This is a genomic window from Rhizobium sp. 21-4511-3d (assembly GCF_053522545.1).
Genome location: NZ_JBNWCF010000004.1, coordinates 133,424 through 152,962, shown reverse-complemented (window position 1 = coordinate 152,962; position 19,539 = coordinate 133,424). Strand labels below are relative to the sequence as shown.

At 63.3% G+C, this 19,539-nt stretch carries 17 protein-coding genes; 4 read left to right on the top strand and 13 right to left on the bottom strand.

Features of this window, described 5'->3' with window-relative positions; all coding sequences use genetic code 11:
- Position 1: 1 nt before the first annotated feature.
- The 5 genes from ACQZ5H_RS11495 to ACQZ5H_RS11475 all read right to left on the bottom strand — a co-directional run bounded on the left by ACQZ5H_RS11495 (position 2) and on the right by ACQZ5H_RS11475 (position 6,135).
- On the bottom strand, positions 2-1,072 hold the full coding sequence (locus ACQZ5H_RS11495; protein ID WP_112711962.1) for an ABC transporter ATP-binding protein: 1,071 nt from the start codon (positions 1,070-1,072) through the stop codon (positions 2-4).
- Between the two features lie 9 nt (positions 1,073-1,081).
- On the bottom strand, positions 1,082-2,161 hold the full coding sequence (locus ACQZ5H_RS11490) for an ABC transporter ATP-binding protein (RefSeq protein WP_449097759.1): 1,080 nt from the start codon (positions 2,159-2,161) through the stop codon (positions 1,082-1,084).
- Positions 2,162-2,203: 42 nt separating this feature from the next.
- The gene (gene glpD / locus ACQZ5H_RS11485) at positions 2,204-3,733 is read right to left on the bottom strand and encodes a glycerol-3-phosphate dehydrogenase (RefSeq protein ID WP_449097758.1); all 1,530 of its coding nucleotides are present in this window, start codon (positions 3,731-3,733) and stop codon (positions 2,204-2,206) included.
- 198 nt (positions 3,734-3,931) lie between these two features.
- Positions 3,932-5,164 (bottom strand): peptidase T, encoded by a 1,233-nt coding sequence (gene pepT, locus ACQZ5H_RS11480; RefSeq protein WP_449097757.1) that lies wholly within the window; start codon positions 5,162-5,164, stop codon positions 3,932-3,934.
- Positions 5,165-5,241: 77 nt separating this feature from the next.
- Positions 5,242-6,135, bottom strand: a complete 894-nt coding sequence (locus tag ACQZ5H_RS11475) for a LysR family transcriptional regulator (protein WP_449097756.1) — start codon at positions 6,133-6,135, stop codon at positions 5,242-5,244.
- A gap of 128 nt (positions 6,136-6,263) precedes the next feature.
- On the opposite strand from ACQZ5H_RS11475, the gene ACQZ5H_RS11470 reads away from it, so the two are divergent.
- From ACQZ5H_RS11470 to ACQZ5H_RS11460, 3 genes are all read left to right on the top strand, one after another.
- Positions 6,264-6,875 carry a glutathione S-transferase family protein gene (locus ACQZ5H_RS11470; RefSeq protein ID WP_112717636.1) on the top strand — a complete coding sequence of 204 codons (612 nt, stop codon included), beginning with the start codon at positions 6,264-6,266 and terminating at the stop codon, positions 6,873-6,875.
- 51 nt (positions 6,876-6,926) lie between these two features.
- Complete coding sequence (locus tag ACQZ5H_RS11465; protein WP_449097755.1) at positions 6,927-8,981, top strand: pyridoxamine 5'-phosphate oxidase family protein; 2,055 nt, start codon at positions 6,927-6,929, stop codon at positions 8,979-8,981.
- A 76-nt stretch (positions 8,982-9,057) separates the two neighbouring features.
- Complete coding sequence (locus ACQZ5H_RS11460) at positions 9,058-9,405, top strand: hypothetical protein (RefSeq protein ID WP_449097754.1); 348 nt, start codon at positions 9,058-9,060, stop codon at positions 9,403-9,405.
- Between the two features lie 671 nt (positions 9,406-10,076).
- Here the strand turns inward: ACQZ5H_RS11460 and ACQZ5H_RS11455 are convergent.
- The 5 genes from ACQZ5H_RS11455 to ACQZ5H_RS11435 form a co-directional block, all read right to left on the bottom strand.
- Positions 10,077-10,715 (bottom strand): alpha/beta hydrolase family protein, encoded by a 639-nt coding sequence (locus tag ACQZ5H_RS11455; RefSeq protein WP_449097753.1) that lies wholly within the window; start codon positions 10,713-10,715, stop codon positions 10,077-10,079.
- 40 nt (positions 10,716-10,755) lie between these two features.
- Positions 10,756-10,953, bottom strand: coding sequence for a hypothetical protein (locus ACQZ5H_RS11450; RefSeq protein ID WP_112717644.1), 198 nt, complete (start codon positions 10,951-10,953; stop codon positions 10,756-10,758).
- A gap of 92 nt (positions 10,954-11,045) precedes the next feature.
- Entirely contained in the window at positions 11,046-12,425 is a 1,380-nt protein-coding gene (locus ACQZ5H_RS11445) for an aminotransferase (RefSeq protein ID WP_449097752.1), read from the bottom strand.
- Positions 12,426-12,461: 36 nt separating this feature from the next.
- A complete protein-coding gene (locus ACQZ5H_RS11440) occupies positions 12,462-13,958 on the bottom strand; it encodes an NAD-dependent succinate-semialdehyde dehydrogenase (RefSeq protein ID WP_449097751.1) in 1,497 nt (498 codons plus the stop codon).
- 119 nt (positions 13,959-14,077) lie between these two features.
- Entirely contained in the window at positions 14,078-14,575 is a 498-nt protein-coding gene (locus ACQZ5H_RS11435; protein WP_112717883.1) for an Lrp/AsnC family transcriptional regulator, read from the bottom strand.
- Positions 14,576-14,735: 160 nt separating this feature from the next.
- Between ACQZ5H_RS11435 and ACQZ5H_RS11430 the strand changes: the two genes are divergently transcribed.
- Entirely contained in the window at positions 14,736-15,059 is a 324-nt protein-coding gene (locus tag ACQZ5H_RS11430; protein ID WP_354541143.1) for a DUF6074 family protein, read from the top strand.
- 4 nt (positions 15,060-15,063) lie between these two features.
- On the opposite strand, the gene ACQZ5H_RS11425 is transcribed toward ACQZ5H_RS11430, so the two are convergent.
- The 3 genes from ACQZ5H_RS11425 to ACQZ5H_RS11415 all read right to left on the bottom strand — a co-directional run bounded on the left by ACQZ5H_RS11425 (position 15,064) and on the right by ACQZ5H_RS11415 (position 19,458).
- A complete protein-coding gene (locus tag ACQZ5H_RS11425) occupies positions 15,064-15,570 on the bottom strand; it encodes a hypothetical protein (RefSeq protein WP_112717650.1) in 507 nt (168 codons plus the stop codon).
- A 68-nt stretch (positions 15,571-15,638) separates the two neighbouring features.
- Positions 15,639-16,670: a CorA family divalent cation transporter gene (locus ACQZ5H_RS11420; RefSeq protein ID WP_112717652.1), complete on the bottom strand. Its 1,032-nt coding sequence runs from the start codon at positions 16,668-16,670 to the stop codon at positions 15,639-15,641.
- A 121-nt stretch (positions 16,671-16,791) separates the two neighbouring features.
- Positions 16,792-19,458 (bottom strand): nitrate reductase, encoded by a 2,667-nt coding sequence (locus ACQZ5H_RS11415; protein ID WP_449097750.1) that lies wholly within the window; start codon positions 19,456-19,458, stop codon positions 16,792-16,794.
- Positions 19,459-19,539: the final 81 nt, after the last annotated feature.

Here is a 19,539-nt window from a genome sequence, read left to right as displayed (position 1 = left end):
TTCAGCCCTCCCTGCCGACGCGCCAGGAATTGGCGTAGATGCTGATCGCAGCGGGATCGAAACGAACCCGCGCATCTTCAGGAATTTCGGCATCCTCGGGGACGACGATCGCCAGCGGCTGATCGGCGAAGCGGGCGCGCACGATCTTCTGGCGGCCGATATCCTCGACCTTGGAAATCGAGACAGGCATGCCCTCGCGCCCGAGGCGGATGAATTCAGGGCGGATGCCGAGCTCGACCTTGGCGGCGCCTGACGTGTTCGGCGCATAGTCGAGGCTGATCGCTTCCTGCCCGACATTGACGACATTTCCGGATACCTTGGCGGGCATCACGTTCATGCCCGGCGAGCCGATGAAATAGCCGACGAATGTGTGACTCGGCCGCTCGAAGAGCTCGGCCGGCGTGCCGATCTGCACGATCTCGCCGTCATACATGACGACGACCTTTTCGGCGAAGGTGAGCGCCTCTGTCTGGTCATGCGTGACATAGACCATGGTGAAGCCGAACTGCTTGTGCAGCCGCTTCAGCTGCGAGCGCAGCACCCATTTCATATGCGGGTCGATGACCGTCAGCGGCTCGTCGAAGAGGATGGCGTTGACGTCGTTGCGCACGAGGCCGCGGCCAAGCGAGATCTTCTGCTTCTGGTCGGCCGTCAGCCGCTGCGCCTTGCGCTTTGCCCAGTCGGAGAGGTCGATCATCTCGAGGATCTCGCGAACGCGCCTGTCGACTTCAGGCTCGGCGACGCCGCGGTTGCGCAGCGGGAAGGCCAGATTGTCGTAGACGGTCATCGTGTCGTAGATCACGGGAAACTGGAACACCTGCGCGATGTTGCGCGCCTGTGTCGAGAGATCGGTGACATCCTTGCCGTCGAACAGGATGCGGCCATGCGATGGCTGAAGAAGTCCTGATATGATGTTGAGAAGCGTGGTCTTTCCGCAGCCGGACGGGCCGAGTAGCGCATAGGCGCCACCATCGGCCCATTCGTGATCGACTTCCTTCAGCGAATAGTCCTTCTCCGACTGCGGATTGGGGCCGTAGGCGTGGCGGATATGGTCGAGCGTGATGCGTGCCATGTGAGCCTCCTAAGCCGCCTGGTTGCCGGTTGCGATCGCCCGGCCATCCGGCCCGAAGGCCATGAGGTGGCGGGTGTCGAGATAGACGGCGATCTCGGTATCCGGATCGATGTCGTGGATGCCGTGTGCCAGCATCACCCAGCGCACGCCGTTGAAATCCACATGCACGAAGCTTTCCGAGCCGGTGATCTCGGAGATTTGCGTCTTTGCGATCAGCTTCGGCGACGCCTGCGTCTGTGTGGCGAGCGCCAGATGATGCGGGTGGAAAGCGATGGTGACGGCGCCGTCGGCCATGCCGGAAAGATGCGCCGGCGCAGCGAACTCGACGCCGCTAGCGTGCCGCAGGATCGGGCCGCTCTTGACGACATCGATGAAATTCAGCGGCGGATCGGCAAAGGTCTTGGCGGTGACGAGATCGACGGGGCGGCGATAGACCTCGATCGTCTTGCCGAATTGCGTGACGCGGCCTTCGTTCAACGTCGCGGTACTGCCGCCGAGAAGCAGAGCTTCCGAGGGTTCGGTCGTCGCATAGACGAAGATCGCCCCGGAGGCTGCGAAGATGCGGGGCAGCTCCTCGCGAAGCTCTTCGCGCAGCTTGTAGTCGAGATTGGCGAGCGGCTCGTCGAGCAGCACGAGGCTGGCATTCTTGACGAGGGCGCGGGCAAGCGCCGTGCGCTGCTGCTGGCCGCCGGAGAGATTGAGGGGCGTGCGGTCGAGGTAAGGCGTCAGCTTCATCAGGTCGGCGGCCTTGCGCACCTCGGTGTCGATGGTCTTTGCATCGCGGCCGGCAATGCGCATCGGTGAGGCGATGTTCTCGTAGACCGACAATGCCGGGTAATTGATGAACTGCTGGTAGACCATGGCGACATTGCGCTTCTGGACCCGCACGCCGGTGACGTCGGCGCCGTCGAAATGAACCGATCCGCTGGTCGGGCGGTCGAGCCCGGCCATCAGCCGCATCAGTGATGTCTTGCCGGAGAGCGTCGGTCCAAGCAGGACGTTCAACGATCCCCGTTCGAGTGTCAGATCGGTCGGGTGAATGTGGTATTCACCCCCCACCATCTTGGCGGCATTGCGCAGTTCGAGCATTCCGGTTCCCGTGCCTCCTCAAGACGGGGACCACATGCCGTCCTACCCGGCGAGCTGTGCGGGCAGGGCGGCGATGTACTCCTCCAATGTCTGCATCTGTTCCGTCGTCATGTGTAGTCCGGCCTTCGTTCGCCTCCAGAGAACATCCTCAGCGGTGAAGGCCCATTCATGCTGCATGAGATAGCGGACTTCGGCCTCATAGAGATCCGACCCGAAATGCCGCCCGAGATCGGCGGTCGAGGCTGCCTTGCCGAGCAGGATCGTTGCCCTGGTGCCGTAACGGCGCGTCAGCCGCCGCGCATGAGCGGGCGCCAGGAACGGATAGGCCGCCTGCAGCTTGGCCACTTCCGCCTCGAACCCCTGCGCCGGGAAATCCCCGCCCGGCAGATGGCTCTTCGCCGTCCACGGCGAACCCTTGATGCCGATCGCTTCGCCGATCTTCTCCAGCGCATGTTCCGACAGGCGCCGGTAGGTGGTGAGCTTGCCGCCGAAGACGTTGAGAAGCGGCGCGGCATTCGCCTCGCTGCCGTCTTTGCCCTCAAGCTTCAGCACGTAATCGCGCGTCGCCTCCTGCGCCTTCGAGGCACCGTCGTCGAAGAGCGGGCGGACGGCCGAATAGGTCCAGACGATATCGTCGGCGGTGACCGGCTCCTTGAAGTATTCGCTTGCCGCCTTGCAAAGGTAATCCGTCTCTTCCGCCGATATCCTGACATCCTTGGGATCGCCGCCATAATCCCGGTCGGTGGTGCCGATCAGGGTGAAGTCGTCCTCATAGGGAATGGCGAAGATGATGCGGTTGTCGGGGTTCTGGAAGAAATAGGCTTTGGGACCGTCGAACTTCTTCCTGACGATGATATGGCTGCCCTGCACGAGCCGGACATGGCGGGCCTCGTTCTGGCCGAAGGCGGCGCGGATGACGTGATCGACCCAGGGACCGGCGGCATTGACCAGCATGCGGGCCTGATGCGTCTCGCTGCGGCCCGAGAGCGTATCCACCGTCTCGACGACCCACAGCCCATTCTCGCGCCGCGCTGACACCACTTTGGTCCGCGGCATGATCAGCGCGCCCTTGTCGGCGGCATCCCTGGCGTTCAGTACCACCATGCGGGCATCGTCGACCCAGCCGTCGGAATATTCGAAGGCTTTGGTGAACAGCGCCTTCAGCGGCTTGGCTGCCGGATCGCGGCGCATGTCGAGCACTGATGTCGGCGGCAAGAGCTTGCGGCCGCCGAGGTGATCGTAGAGGAACAGCCCCAGCCGGATCAGCCAGGCCGGGCGGATGCCACCCTTGTGATAGGGCAGAACGAAGCGCATCGGCCAGATGATATGCGGCGCCATCGCCCAGAGCACTTCGCGCTCCATCAGCGATTCCCGCACGAGACGGAACTCGTAATGTTCGAGATAGCGGAGCCCGCCATGGATCAGCTTGGTGGCGCCCGACGAGGTGCCGGAGGCGAAGTCGTTCATCTCCGCCAGCGCCACCGAATAGCCGCGCCCCGCCGCATCACGCGCGATCCCGCAGCCGTTGATGCCCCCGCCGATCACGAATAGGTCGTGCAGTGTTTGGCCCACATTCCCCTCCCGTGCGTGCCATCAGTTTCGATTACCCTCCCCGGAAAACCGAAACTTGAGAGACTAGAAGTGAAGACGAACCGAATGTCAAACGAATGTTTGCGGGGGCCTAAAACGATCTTAGGGGCGCGAAACATTGCTCAGCTGTGCAAAGAGCGAAAATCCAGCTTTCGGATTGAGTTAGCGGTTTGGCGGGCCTCAAGCCCGCTCTTCCCAGATCTTGGCTGTTTCGACGATCGTCGCCACGGCCTTTTCCATGTCCTGGATGCTGACCCATTCGAGCGGCGAGTGGAAGGCATGGCCGCCGTCGAAAATGTTGGCGGTGGGCAGGCCCATGAACGAGAGGCGCGAACCATCGGTGCCGCCGCGGATGCTGCCGCGCACCGGGTTCATTCCGGCCCGGCGGATCGCCTCGATCGCGTGTTCGACGATCTCCGGATTGCGGTCGAGCACCGATTTCATGTTGCGGTACTGGTGCTTGACCTTGAACGTGTAGGAGGAGCCGGGATAGGCGGCGATGACCTCCTTGACGATCCCTTCGAGCAGGACCTCCTTCTCGGCAAGGCCCTCATCGACGAAATCGCGGATGATGAAGCCGAGCTCGGCCTTTTCCATCGATCCCGTCACGCCGGTCGGGTGGATGAAGCCTTCGCGGCCGGATGTGGTCTCGGGGGCGATATGCTTCGGCAGCTTGGCGATGATCTCCCCGGCGATCTTGATGGCATTCTCCATCTTGCCCTTGGCAAAACCCGGATGCATGGCGACACCCTGGATCGAGATCTCGACGCCATCGGCCGAAAAGGTCTCGTCCTCGATCTCGCCGGCGGTCGAGCCGTCGATCGTATAGGCAAATTCGGCGCCGAGCTTCTTCAGGTCGACCTTGTCGACACCGCGGCCGATTTCCTCGTCCGGCGTGAAGAGGATTTTGATGGTGCCGTGCTTGATCGAGGGGTTGTCGACCAGAACCTTCGCCGCGGTCATGATCTCGGCTAGGCCGGCCTTGTCGTCGGCGCCGAGCAGCGTCGTGCCGTCTGTCGTGATGATATCGTTGCCGATCTGATCCTTCAGCGTCGGATGGTCGGCGACGCGGATCACCTGTTGCGTATCGCCGGTCAGCTTAATGTCGCCACCCTGATAGTTGCGGACGATCTGCGGCTTGACATTAGTGCCGGTGAAATCGGGCGCGGTGTCCATATGCGAACAGAAGCAGATGACCGGGACGGTCTTTTCCGTGTTGGCCGGGATCGTCGCGTAGACATAGCCATGTTCATCCAGATGCGCGTCCGAAAGGCCGATCTCCAGCAGTTCCTTGACCAGCACGCGCCCGAGATTCTTCTGCTTTTCGGTCGAGGGCTGGCTCTTCGATGTCGGGTCGGACTGCGTGTCGATGACGGCGTAGCGCAGGAAGCGGTCGAGAACGGAGCTGGTCATGGGGTCATCCGGTGATTGCCTGTGGGGAAGACCGGTATAGACCGTGACGGCGCCAAGGTGAACGGCGTTTTCTGCCGTCAGCGCAGGACGGCACGCAGCCGCGGCGCGGCGAAATCCAGGAATACCCTGAGCTTCAGCGGCAATACGCCCTGCGACAGATGCACGAGATGGACGGGCGAGGGCGGCTGCTCGAACTCTTCCAGCAGCGGCACCAGCAAGCCGCCTTCGACGGCGCGTTTTGCCTGGTAGGAGAGGACCCGGGTAATCCCGAGGCCCGCCACCGCAGCATCGACGGCGGCTTCCGCCGTGTTGACCGACAGCCGCGGGTGGATCGGCGCGGCGATCTCCTGATCGTTTTCCCGCAGGGTCCAGAACTGCGCGGAAAAGATGCCCTCGAAGGAAACGCAGGCGTGGTCGGCAAGCTCGCGCGGATGCGCCGGGCGGCCCTGCCGCCGGAGGTAATCGGGGCTAGCATAGATCGTCCGGCGGATACTGCCGAGCCGGGTGGCGATCAGGTTGTTTTCCGAGAGAGTGCGGATGCGCAGCGCCACATCGATATGCTCGTCCGCCAGGCTGACCGGCCGGTCGCTCATCGTCAGCCGCATGTTGATGTCAGGGAATGCCTTCAGGAAGTCGGTGATCACGGGCAGCACATGCAGCCGCCCGAAAACGATCGGCGCCGTCATCGTCAGATCGCCCTTGGGGGAGAGATACTCGCCCGAGGCGCGCCGCTCCGCCTCCTCGACGCGGCCCAGGATCTCGCGCGCCGCGCTCACATAGCCTTCGCCTGCTTCCGTCAGCGAAATCCGGCGATTGGTGCGCCTGATCAACCGGATGCCGAGATGTGTCTCGAGCTCGGAGATCTTGCGGCTGACTGTTGGCAGCGGCGAGTGCAGGGCGCGCGAGGCTGCGGAGAGGCTGCCGTTTTCCACCACCGCCAGAAGCACGCTCATCGCATCGAGACGATCCATTTTGCCTTCCGGAAAATGAGAGGATGATTATCGAAATCACTATCTACTACAGGAAATCGGAAATCACTAGGTTTCTTCGCAGGTCATCAGGGCCAACCGCTTCAACCCGCTGCAAAAGGAACCCCGCCATGAAGCTCTATCATTTCCCGCTCTCCGGCCATGCGCACCGCGCCGTGCTCTTTCTCTCGCTCCTCGGCGTCAAGGCGGAGCTGATCGAAGTCGATATCCCCAATGGCGAGCACAAATCGCCGGAATACCTGAAGATCAATCCGTTCGGCCAGGTGCCGGTGCTCGACGACGATGGCGTGATCGTCAACGACTCCACTGCGATCCTCGTCTATGTCGCCAAAAAGCTCGGCCGCAAGGACTGGCTGCCGGATGACCTGCCTTCGGTTGCCAAGGTGCAGAAGTGGCTTGCCGTGGCGGCAGGCGAGATTGCCTACGGCCCGGCCGCGGCCCGTCTGATTACGGTGTTCGGCGCGAACTTCCGTCCTGAAGAAGTGATCGCCCGTGCGCATCGCATCCTGACGCTGATTGATGCCGAGCTCGAAAAACACCGCTTCATCATCGGCGACCGGCCGACCATCGCTGACATCGCTCTCTACAGCTACATCGTCAACGCACCGGAAGGGAATGTCGATCTGACGCCCTACCAGGAAGTGCGCAACTGGCTCGCACGGATCGAAGCACTGCCGGGCTTCGTCGAGTTCCGCAAGACCGCAGCCGGTCTTGCTGCCTGATTGCAGGCTGCGGCCGGAATTGTCCGGCCGCTTTTCTCACAGGAGGCACCAATGCTTGATGGCGTCGAAAAACCAGCTTCGCCCTGGCATGAGGGCGAAATCGAGTTGCAGCGGAGCGTTGGCGTCGCCGAACAGATGGAACCTGTCGGCCGCCGGGTGCTGCGCACCTTCCTGCTCGATCAGCATCGCGAGTTCTACCCGCTGCTGCCCTTCATCGCGATCGGCAGTGTCGATCCCGATGGTTGGCCCTGGGCGACGATCCGCGCCGGAAAGCCGGGTTTCATGCATTCGCCCGATCCGCTGACGCTGACCGTCGAAGCCGGCCGCGACGCAAGCGATCCGGCAGAGCGCGGCATGGAAGACGGCGATCCGATCGGCCTTGTCGGCGTGGACCTCATCACCCGCCGCCGCAACCGTCTGAACGGCACGGTCAGCCGCAGCAGCGACGACCGCTTCGATGTCGGCGTCGCCCAGAGCTTCGGCAACTGCCCGCGCTACATCCAGAACCGCTATTTCGAGTTCGTCCGCGATCCGGCCGCACCGTCTTCCTCGACGGCAATCGCCTCGGACGGGCTGGATGCGGCAGCGCGCAAGATCATCGAAGAGGCCGACACATTCTTCGTCGCCTCCTATGCCGATCGTCCCGATGAAGGGCGGCAGGTCGACGTCTCGCATCGCGGCGGCAAGCCGGGCTTCGTCCGCATCGAGGCCGATGGCAGCCTTACCGTGCCTGATTTCAACGGCAACCTGTTCTTCAGCACGCTCGGCAACTTCATCGTCAACCCGCGCGCCGGGCTTGTCTTCGTCGATCACGAGACCGGTACCGTGCTGCAACTGACGGGCAGCGTCGAGGTCATTCTCGATTCGTCGGAGATTGCCGCCTTCGAGGGGGCGGAACGGCTGTGGCGCGTCAAGCCGCAGAAGGTCGTGCTGCGGCCGGATGCCTTGCCGCTGCGCTGGACCTTCGCCGAAAACGGCTTCTCGCCGAGCAGCCTGATGACCGGCAGCTGGGTCGAGGCCGACCGCCGTCTGAAGGCGGCGGCCAAGGCCAGGGCATGGCGGACATTCCGCGTCGAGAAGGCGGTCGACGAGAGCGAGACGATCCGCTCGCTCTATCTGGCGCCCGTCGATGGCGACGCCTTGATCCCTCATCTGGCCGGTCAGCATCTGCCGGTGAAGATCACCGATGGCGACGAGGCGCTGCGCCGCAGCTATACGATCTCAAGCGCGCCATCAGACGGTTATTACCGGCTGAGCGTCAAGCGCGAGGGCCGGGCATCGCAGCGGCTTCACGCACTGCAGCCGGGCGGCGAGATCGAGGCGATGGCGCCCGGCGGCGCCTTCACGATCGAGGCCATGGAGCGCAAGCGGCCGGCCGTGCTGCTGGCCGCCGGCATCGGCATCACGCCGCTTCTGTCGATGCTGCGTCACGTCGTTCACGAAGGCGACCGCACGCGCCACCGCCGCCCGATTTGGCTGTTCCGCTCGTCGCGGACGCGCGCCGAACGCGCCTTCGATCGCGAGATCGCCGAGTTGGTCGAGCGCAGCCAGGGTACCGTCCATGATATCCGGGTGCTGAGCACTCCCGCCGCCGGCGACGAGGGCAGCTATGACGCTGCGGGCCGGATCGATATGGATCTGTTGAAGGCACATCTGCCGTTCGGCGATTATGATTTCTATCTCTGCGGCCCGGCGGCCTTCATGCAGTCGGTGCACGATGGTTTGCGTGGGTTGAACGTTGCGGAAGAGCGTATCCATGCGGAAGCCTTCGGTCCCTCGGCGCTGAAGCGTGATGCCAAACCGGCCGCTGCAGCAGCAGCGCCCTCAAAACCGGCGGCCACCGAGCCGTCGCGGGTGATCTTCACACAGTCGGCCAAGGAAGCGCGCTGGAAGCCGGGTGACGGATCGCTGCTGGAATTTGCCGAAGCGCGCGGGCTGACGCCCGCCTATGGCTGCCGCGCTGGCAATTGCGGCGATTGCAAAACGCGGATCGTCAAGGGAGACGTCAGCTATATCACCGAGCCGAGCTATCCCGTCGAAGCGGGCGAAGCGCTGATCTGCAGCGCAGTTCCGGCCGAAGGCGGCGCCCTGCATCTGGAGCTCTGAGGTGGGCTCACTGCCTTGTGAACGAACAATCCTCGTGGTCGCCGGTTAGCCAGATGACATCAGAGGAGTTTTCAAGATGTTGAAATCGCTCATCACTGCATCGCTCATCGCCGCCTCAATGGCATCCGCGGCGCTTGCCCAGACGACGGTCAGCCCCCCGGGCGGTGCATCCGGCAGTGGCATGACCGGCTCGCACCAGTCGATCAGCCCCAATATCGGCGGCGGCACGACCGGTCGAACCGCAACTGATCCCGGCATCACCAACAGCACCATTAACCCCGGTACCGTCGATCTCAACAAGGGTGGCCGGACCATCAATCCGGGTGGCGTCAACCGGGCCATTCCCCCGTCTATCCCGTGCGCCGGACAGCAAAACAATAGTGGCGATGCTGCCGGCACGATGGCGCCCGATTGCGCGCAGTAAAAAGCTTCGAAACGGTGATAAAGGCCCGCTCTAACATGCGGGCTTTCTTGCATTAACCTGGCCTATACCAAGAAATGCGATACTCGTTTTGCGTTCTTTACCAGGTGGCACACGTTGATGGAAAATCTGTCCCACTATCAAACAGGAGGGACAGCATGAACGCTGCACCAAATTACGGTCTGATAGGTCTGGTAAGCGTAACAATGATCGTTATTGCTGCCGCCGTTTTGACTTACGCCGCGTGAGTCAAACAGACCATGTCATATCGCGCCAAATCTCATAAGGCGCTTGGCGAAGGCATCTCCCGGGCCTCGTTAAGCTTACCCCGTAACCACCATATCAGCATTCGCTTGAATCCTTGATATTTCAAGGCATTCTCCGGCCGTGGCCACACAGCCGGTTGAAGTATTGCGTACCGGCTTCCTAGTACGCCCGCCTCCCTGCTTTACCGGGAGGCGGGTGTCCTTTGGGCAACAGCTCTATGCATTGCGAAGAATCCGCGCAAAGTCGAATAGACCCTCTTGAAATTCCAAAACCGTGACGCTATCTAGCGCTCACCACCCGTATCGATGGCCTGCGCGGCTGACCTCTGGTCCGCTGAGCTTTCGCCGTCCGGGCAATAAAGAAAAGGCGCTCCCCTCTGGGTCGAGCGCCTTTTTCTTTTTCCGCAGTTATTTCAGGTTCGCCGCCCAAGCGGAGGCTTCGCGGCCCAGCGTCTGCAGATGATCGGCGGCCGAGAAGCCTGAGAGCGTCTTGCGCGGCACCAGATCGTGGTCGCCATCTTCCAGCCAGAGTATGCGGATCGCCTTGGAAAGTGTGTAACCCTCGACCTCCGGCCGGGTGCCGAAAGGATCGCGGGTGCCCTGGACGATCAGCGCCGGGGTCTGCAGGTTTTCCAGATGCGCGGTGCGCAGCTGCGCCGGTTTTTCTGGCGGATGGAAGGGATAGCCTAGGCAGAGGAGACCGGCGATCTTGCCGGCGGCATGAAGCTCGTCGGCCACCATGCTGGCAACCCGCCCGCCCATCGACTTGCCGCCGATCACCAGTTTGCCCTTGGCTCCGAGCGCCGCAACGGCATCGCGATATTCCGGCTGCAGTGTCTCTGCCTTCGGCGGGGGCTTGCGCTGATCCGAGGTGCGGCGCGCCGCCATGTACCCGAATTCGAAACGGACGACGCGGAAACCGGCATCGGCGAGTGCTGCCGCGGCAGCGTTCATCGACTTGGAATCCATCGGCGCGCCCGCGCCGTGGGCGAGTAGAATGGTGGTTCCGGCATCTTCGGGGCCGGTGATGAGAAAGCGGCTGTCCATCAGGACGTTCTACCGCCTGACGAACTGTCCGGCCAGTCCCTCAATGGAAACGCGGCAGGTCGGGGAGGTTGGAAAATTCCTCGGTGAGGATCTCGGTCAGCGCCACCAGCACTTCCTTGCGCGAAAAGCCGGCGGCTTCAAAACGATCGATCAGATCGACGGCGTCAAGTTCCACTTCGCCGCGGCAGTGCTCGACGCGATCTGCAGAAACCAGCATTGCTTCTTCAAGTGTCAGCATCTTCGTGCTCCCTTCTGAATAAGCAACTTTCGAGAGCGCAGTTGGTTCCGCGCTCTCGCAGGGGAGCCCGCACGTCGCGGGCTTCGCCAAGCTCAGAGAGACTTGAAGACCGTATCGATGGCGCCTGCTGCCGCCTTGACGACGATATCGGCCTCCTCGCGGGTCAGGCAGAGCGGCGGTGCGAAGCCCAGGATGTCGCCCTGCGGCATAGCGCGGCCAATGACGCCGCGCTCGAGAAGGGCGGCGGCAATCTGCGGGCCGACCTTGCGGGAGACGTCGAAGAATTTGCGGTCGTCCTTGTCCTCGACGAATTCGATCGCCGCCATCAGGCCGTCGCCGCGCACTTCGCCGACATGCTTGTGAGAGCCGACGGCCTTGGCGAGTTCGCTGCGGAAGTAAGCGCCGGTCTCGCCGGCATTCTTCACGAGATCGAGCTCGTCGATCAGTTCGAGATTGGCGATGCCGGCCGCCGCGCAGATCGGGTGCGCCGCATAGGTCCAGCCGTGGCCGATCGCGCCCATCTGGTCGGAACCCTGGACCAGCACCTGCCAGACCTTGTCGGAAACGATGGTGCCGGAGAGCGGGGCGTAGGCCGAGGTCAGGCCCTTGGCGATGGTGATGAGGCCGGGCTTCATGCCGTAATGATCGGAGCCGAACATGGTGCCGAGGCGGCCGAAGCCGGTGACGACTTCGTCGGCGACGAGCATCACGTCATACTTGTCGAGAACCGCCTGGATCTTCTGCCAGTAGCCCTTCGGCGGCGGCACGATGCCACCAGTGCCGAGGATCGGCTCGCCGATGAAGGCGGCAACCGTATCCGGGCCTTCGGCCAGGATCATCTCTTCAAGCTTGTCGGCGCAATATTGCGAGAACTGCTCCTCATCCATCGAGCGGTCGGGGCGGCGGAAGTAATAGGGTGCCTCGGTGTGCAGGACGGGAGCGCGCGGCAGGTCGAAGGCCTTGTGGAAGAGCTCGAGCCCGGTCAGCGAGCCGGTCATGACGCCGGAGCCGTGATAACCGCGCCAGCGCGAGATGATCTTCTTCTTCTCCGGGCGGCCAAGGATGTTGTTGTAGTACCAGATCAGCTTGATGTTGGTCTCGTTGGCATCCGAACCCGACAGGCCGAAATAGACGCGGCTCATGCCTTCAGGCGCCCGGTCGATGATCATCTTCGACAGCGTGATCGACGCTTCCGTGCCGTGGCCGACATAGGCGTGGTAATAGGCGAGGTTCTTCGCCTGGTTGGCGATCGCATCGGCGATCTTCTGTCGGCCGTATCCGACATTGACGCAATAGAGACCGGCAAACGCATCCAGGCTGGTGCGGCCGTTGGTATCGGTGATGTAGGCGCCTTCACCCGAGGAAATGACGCGCGTCGGCGTCTCGCCGCGGGCATGCATGCCCATATGCGTCGAGGGGTGGAAGAAGTGGTCACGGTCCCAGGCGTTGAGTTCGTTGCTTCTGTTGAGCATGGCTGATGTCCTTGATGTCTGGATTGGGAGGGCCGCTTACGCGGCAGTGTCGATGCAGAGATATTTGAGCTCGGTGAAGGCCTCGATGCCGTGGCGCGAGCCCTCGCGGCCGATGCCGGATTGCTTCCAGCCGCCGAAGGGGATCGGTCCGCCTGTGATCTTCACACGGTTGATGGCGACCATGCCGTATTCCAGCGCCCGGCCGAGCCGCATCTGGCGTGCGCCATTGGCGGTCACGACATAGGCGACGAGGCCGTATTCGGTATCGTTCGCCTTGGCGACGACTTCCTCTTCGGTATCGAAGACCGTGATGCCGGCGACCGGGCCGAAGGTTTCCTCGTGCATGATCAGCGCGTCGGCCGGTATGTTCGAAAGCAGGGTCGGCTCGTAGAACAGTTTGCCGGCCTTGTGGCGCTTGCCGCCGGTGATGAGCTTGGCGCCACGCTTCAGGGCGTCCTCGACCTGTTCCTCTACCTTGGCGACGGCCCGCTCATGCATGAGGGGACCGATCTCCGCATCCGCCGAAAAGCCGTCACCGACCTTCAGCTGGCGGATGCGCGATGCGAAAGCCTGTTCGAAACGCGGGGCGACCGAGCGATGCACGAAGATCCGGTTGGCGGCGAGGCAATCCTGCCCCGACGTCGCGAACTTGGCATCGATGGCGATCTTCACGGCCTGCTCGATATCGGCGTCCTCGAAGATGATCAGCGGTGCATGGCCGCCGAGTTCCATCACCAGTCGCTTCATCGTCGGCGCGCATTGTGCCGCAATCAGCCGGCCGATGCCGGTCGAGCCGGTGAAGCTGACGGCACGCACCCGGTCGTCCTCGCAGAGGCGCCCGACGATGGTTGCTGCATCGCCGGTAACGACGTTGAAGACGCCGGCGGGAATACCGGCGCGTTCGCCGAGTTCGACGAGAGCTAGTGCCGAGAGCGGCGTTTCGGAGGAGGGGTGGGCGACGACGGCGCAGCCCGCTGCAAGTGCCGCGGCCGCCTTGCGGGTGACCATGGCAGAGGGGAAATTCCAGGGGGTGACGATCGCGATGACGCCGAGCGCCTCGCGGCGCACGATCATTTCGGCGCCCGGAAGATGGCTCGTGACATTCTCGGCATTCAGCCGTTTGCCTTCCTCGGCATACCATTCGATGAAGGATGCGGCATAGTCGATCTCTCCGAGAGACTCGGCGAGCGGCTTGCCCTGCTCGAGCGTCATGATCAGCGCCAGATCGTCCTTGGCGGCGAGCATCAGATCGTACCATTTTCTGAGAATGCGGGCACGCTCCTGCGGCAGCAGTCCGCGCCAGGCGGGGAGCGCCCGTGAGGCGGCATCGATGGCGGCGGTGGTCTCAGTGGCGCCGAGGCTTGCGACCCAGGCGACGGTCGCGCCGCTTGCCGGGTCGGTGACCTCGAAGCTCTTGTTGTCGGCAGCGGACGTCCAGCGGCCATCGCAATAGGCGAGGTCGCGCAGCAGATGCCTGTCCTTGAGGCGTGAAAGCGCCTGATGAAAATCGGGGCGGGCAAAAACCGCAGTCATGTCTTGTCTCCTCGTTAGCGACACCGAAGTCTTTCATGGGAGGAGGCGAGATTTTGTCCTTTGAGGGCGCTTCAAACAGAGAGATTGTCTAAGGCTGAGGGCCGGGCCGCATGATCTCTCTATGCGTCGTTCGAGGTTTCGCCCGGCTGTACCAGAGCGGCGACCGGCAGCACGGTCTCGTCCTTGACCGTCTTGGTGACGATATAGGTGAAATAGCGCTCGATCCCGAGCTCGCGGTCGAGCAGCCCGTCGATCAGCCGCTGGTAGGCATCGATATCGGGGGCGGCGATCCGCAGGAAGTAATCGACCCCGCCGCCGACGGACCAGCAGCCGACGATTTCGGGGATACCGGCGATCGCCCGCTCGAAGCGCTCGAAATCGCTCTGCCGGTGGTTGGCCAGCGTGACCTCGACCATGACGCTGGCGACCGGGGCGATTTTGCGCAGCGCGATGCGTGCGTGATAGCCGGTGACGATCCCTGCCTTCTCGAGCTTGCGCAGCCGCATCCAGCAGGGCGTCGGCGAAAGGCCGGCCTTTTCTGCCAAAGCAAGTTTGGTAATGCGGCCATCCCGCTGAATCGCATCGAGAATTCTGAGGTCGATGGCGTCTAACTTCATGATCTTTCCGGGCTTGCAAATCATTTCATGAGCGAAGCGCGACAATGGAAGCGCATTTTGCCGCCGTCAATCCGGCGATCGAAATCGCTGTCTTCCTGTGCGCAAGCAGTCGTTAACCATCGCCGGTCTAACGATTGTGCTGACAAAACGGGATGATTCGATGGATGCCTCTCCTGCGGCGCTTCTGGCCGCTCTCAAGAACAGCGAACTTTTGATCGTGCGTGACGTGACCAAGGCGGGCGATGTCGATCGCTGTGCCGAGACGCTCGATAACCTGCATGGCGAGGCAGCCGTGACATTCTGGAAGGCCGAATGCCGCCGTCTGGCGGACGAGCTTGGCCAGTGCGGCCTGTCGGAAGACGCCGTGCGCGATCGCGTTCTCGATTTCCAGGCGACGGTGCAGACGGCGCTCGTCCAGCGCCATCAGGCACGGGCTCTCTCGGCAACGCGCGCCGAGCAGCAGAAGAAGCGCCGCACGGCCTGAACCGTCACTGCCGGCGCAGGCTGATCTCGCTTGTGGTCACCGACTTGCCCGACGCCGGATCCTTGTCGATCGTCTGGATCAGCAGCTGGCTGTTGCCGCGCTTGCGGATCGTCATGTTGGCATTGCGGTCGCCGTTGACGAGCCGCGCCCAACGGACAGCCAGATTGATCACATCGCCCTGGCGGCTGCCCGAGAGCTGCGACGGCGAGCCGGACGGGCCGGTATAATTGCCGGAATAGCGCGTGCCGCGCGCCGAGAGGTCAGCGGAGATCGCCCGGTTGACCACCAGAAGGCCCCGGCAATTGCCTCGCATCGAGATCGAGGCACCTGGTGCATCTATATTGAATTTGCAGGAAACATTGATCGGCGAGCTGCCGATCTTTCTGAGCACCTTGCCGGTGCCTGTCCAGCTGCCGCTGAGCGGCTGCAGGAAACCCGCCTCGTCGGCGGCGGCCGGAGCGGCGGCACAGAGACCGGCAAGAACTGCAATAAGACGTGCTTGACGACGCATGATCTCAATCCCCCTGAGCGGAATTGGGACAGAACGCTGTCCGTCACCCACCGGTTCCGCGCCGGCACTCAAAGCCAGTTGATGCGCTTCAGCACGTAGAGCGTCGCCACCGAAGTCGCCGCCACGAAAGCGACGATAATGATGAAGGCCCAGGTGTCGTTGACCCCTGGAATGCCGCCGACATTCATGCCAAAGAGGCCAGCCACCACGCTCGGCGGCAGGAGCAGCGCCGCAAGTGCGGCAAGCCTGTTGGAATTGCGGGCGATGCGCTCGCTGATCACGGTCGAAAGGTCGTCATGCAGGATGCCGGTGCGGTCGCGGATCGCGTCGAGATATTCGATGAAGCGCATCAGCTTGTCGATGACCTCGCGCATCCGGAGCTTGTCGCGCTCGGCAAGCCAGGGCGCATCGTCGTGCTCGATACGGTTCAGCGCGTCACGCTGCGGAGCGAGGTAGCGCCGCAGCTGAACAGCGCGGCGGCGCAGCAGCTTGAGACGCTCGCGCACTTCGGCGGCTTCGCCGTGAAAGATCAACTCGTCGAGCTCATCGACTTCCTCGTCCATCTGGTCAAGAACAGGCTCCAAGTCTCTGACAAGCTTGTCGCTGACGAGTGCCAGAAGCTCGCCGGTGCGTTTGGGCCCCTTGCCCTTCTCCAGCGCCTGTCGGATGTCGCGCAGCGCCGTGATATAGTGCCCGCTGTCGCGCAGCGTGACGACGCGGTTTTCATCGACCCAGGCATGCAGCGGCACGAGATCGAGATCGACGGGCGCGTCTTCGGCCTCTTCGGGTGGTGCCGCGCAGACGCCGCGCAGGATGATCAGCAAACCGTCGTCGACAGGCTCGACACGCGGGCGGGATTCGTCTTCCAGCAGGGCATCCGTCACCAGCGGATCTAGGCCGCCACGCTCGGCAACCCAGGCGGCCGCGGCAACGTGATCGCGTTCCAGGTGAACCCAGAGAATGCCATCGGCAGGCTTCCAGTCGCGCAGACCGGAGGCACCGATCTCGCGACAGCCGCCCTTGCCGTCGAGTAGCACCGCAAAGCGAATGCCCGGCTCGGCGCCGTAATTCAGCTGGATCTTCGGGGCCGCAATTTCCATCCGCTCGCCATCCTCCCGTGGAATGCAAAAAGAAAGCGAAATCATACGCCTATATGCGCATGGTTTAGCACTTCGCGAGGGCAGACGGAACTACAGTTTCTGATCGGTGATTGCCCGCCCGCTACTCGGCGGCTGCAGCAAGGCACCCGTCGATGATGGTGCGGATTTCGGCGCGGCAGGAACCGCAATTGGTGCCGGCATTGAGCGCCTTGCCGATTGCCTCGACCGAATGGCAGCCATTGCGGATCGCGCCGGTGATCTGGTTGACGCCGACGCCGAAGCACGAGCAGACGGTGGCGCCGGGATCCGGCTGGTCCGCTCCCGGCCGCCCGGCCGCGATCGCGAAGCGCTTGCGCAGATCGCCGTGCGAGGCGGTCAGCTGCTGCACGGCCCAGGCCCGGGCAACGGCGACCGGTTCGGGAGCGACGAAGAGGGCGGCGAGCAGCCGCGTGCCGTCAAAGAAGGCAAGCCGCGTTTCGCCGGTCGCCCCGTCGCAATAGCCGAGCGGCTCGACACCGGCAGGAATGCCGAGATGCTTGCGGCACCAGTTCGCCCAGTCGGCTATCTCAGCGCAGGCCGCGAATTCCAGCCGCCATCCGCTTTCTGCCTTGGCGAGAGCCCAATAGTCGCAATCAAGGTCCTCGGGCCTCGCGGCGGAAATGGCAAAGCCGTAGTGCTCTGCCTTGAGCGGTCGTGCCCTGACGGCGACGTTTTTCGAGGCAGGCTGGCCGGAGACGGGATCGACAACGGGTGCCACGGCCGCATCGATGCGGGCGCGAGCCGAGAACTGGCCGTTCCAATGCATGGGAACGAAGACACTGCCGCGTGCCTGGCGCTCGCTGATCAGCGAGCGGACGACCGCCGTGCCATGCGGGCTCTCGATCTCGACCAGACCGGCGCCGCGGATACCGAGCTCGATGGCGTCCCGCGGATGGATTTCGGCGAAGGGTTCGGCGATATGGGCGGAAAGGCGGGCGCTCTTTCCGGTGCGCGTCATCGTGTGCCACTGGTCGCGGATGCGGCCGGTGTTCAGTGTTAGCGGATAGTCCGCGCTCGTCCTGTCCGTTTCCGGAGGGTTGACGGCAATGAAGCGGGCGCGCCGGTCGGGATGGAAGAAGCCGCCATCGGCGAAGAAGCGTTTGCCGCCGGGGGGAGTGGGAGTCTCGGCCAAAGACGCTGGCCATTGGAAAGGGTGCAGCGCCCGATAGGCTGCGTCGTCGATGCCGGCATAGGCGCCGATATCGAAATCGCGGCTGCCCTCATTTTCGAAGGCGGAGAGGGCGGCATGCTCGGCAAAGATCGCTGCCGGATCGGCAAAACCGAACGCCGCCTCATGGCCCATGCGCCGTGCGACTTCGGCAAGCTGCCACCAGTCGGCACGCGCTTCGTCGGGAGCCGGCAGGAAGGGGCGTTGGCGCGAGATGCGGCGCTCGGAATTGGTCACCGTACCATCCTTCTCGCCCCATCCGAGCGAGGGGAGGAGGACGGCGGCATGGCGCGTGGTGTCCGTGTTCCCAACGATATCGGATACGACGACGAAGGGGCAAGCGGCGATCGCAGCTTCGACGGCATCGGCATCCGGCATGGAAACAACGGGATTGGTCGCCATGATCCAGAGCGCCTTGATGCGGCCTTCGGCGACAGCCCTGAACATATCGACCGCCTTCAGGCCGGGCTTGGCGGCAATGGCGGGCGAAGACCAGAAACGCTGCACGCGGTCGCGATCCCCAGCGTTCTCGATCGCCATATGCGCGGCCAGCATATTGGCCAGTCCGCCGACTTCGCGCCCGCCCATGGCGTTCGGCTGACCGGTCAGCGAGAACGGCCCCATGCCGGGACGGCCGATCCGCCCGGTCGCCAGATGGCAGTTCAGGATGGCATTGACCTTGTCGGTGCCCGATACCGACTGATTGACGCCTTGGCTGTAGCAGGTGACGGTCTTCTCCGTCGTCTCGAACAGCCGGAAGAATTCGCGCAGCTGCATGGCGGGAAGGCCGGTACGCTCCAGGAGTTCATCCCAGCTGAGAGCCGCCGCGGAGGCAAAGGCCTCGGCAAAGCCCGCCGTATAGGCGCCGATGTAGTTCTGATCGATCGCCGGGCTGGTCGCCAGATGCGCGAGCAGGCCGGTAAACAGCGCCACATCGCCATCCGGACGGATCGCCAGATGCAGATCGGCTATGTCCGATGTCATCGTCCGGCGCGGATCTATGACGACGATTTTCATGCCGGGCCGGGCCGCCTTGGCGGCGGCGAGCCGCTGGTAGAGAACGGGATGGCACCAGGCAAGGTTCGAGCCCGTCAGGATGACGAGATCGGCAAGCTCGAGATCCTCATAGGTGCCGGGGACCGTATCCGATCCGAAAGCGCGGCGATGGCCGGCGACCGAGGACGACATGCAGAGGCGGGAATTGGTGTCGATATTGCCGGATCCGATAAAGCCCTTCATCAGCTTGTTGGCGACGTAGTAGTCTTCGGTCAGCAGCTGGCCGGAGACGTAGAAGGCGACGGCATCAGGGCCGTGTTCGGCGATGGCTTCGGAGAATTTCGTCGCGACGAGGTCGAGCGCGGTGTTCCAGCTGGTCCGCGCGCCGTTGACTTCAGGATGGAGTAGGCGGCCGTCGAGATCGATGGTCTCGGCGAGCGCCGAGCCCTTGGAACAGAGGCGGCCGAAATTGGCGGGATGATCGGGGTCGCCCCTGACGGAGACCGATCCGGTGTCGTCGACCTTGGCGATGACGCCGCAGCCGACGCCGCAATAAGGGCAGGTGGTTTTGGTTTCAGTGGGCATGGGGGTTGGCCCTCATGCTGTGGTGCGTGGCGCTACCCCCCTCTGTCCTGCCGGACATCTCCCCCACAAGGGGGGAGATCG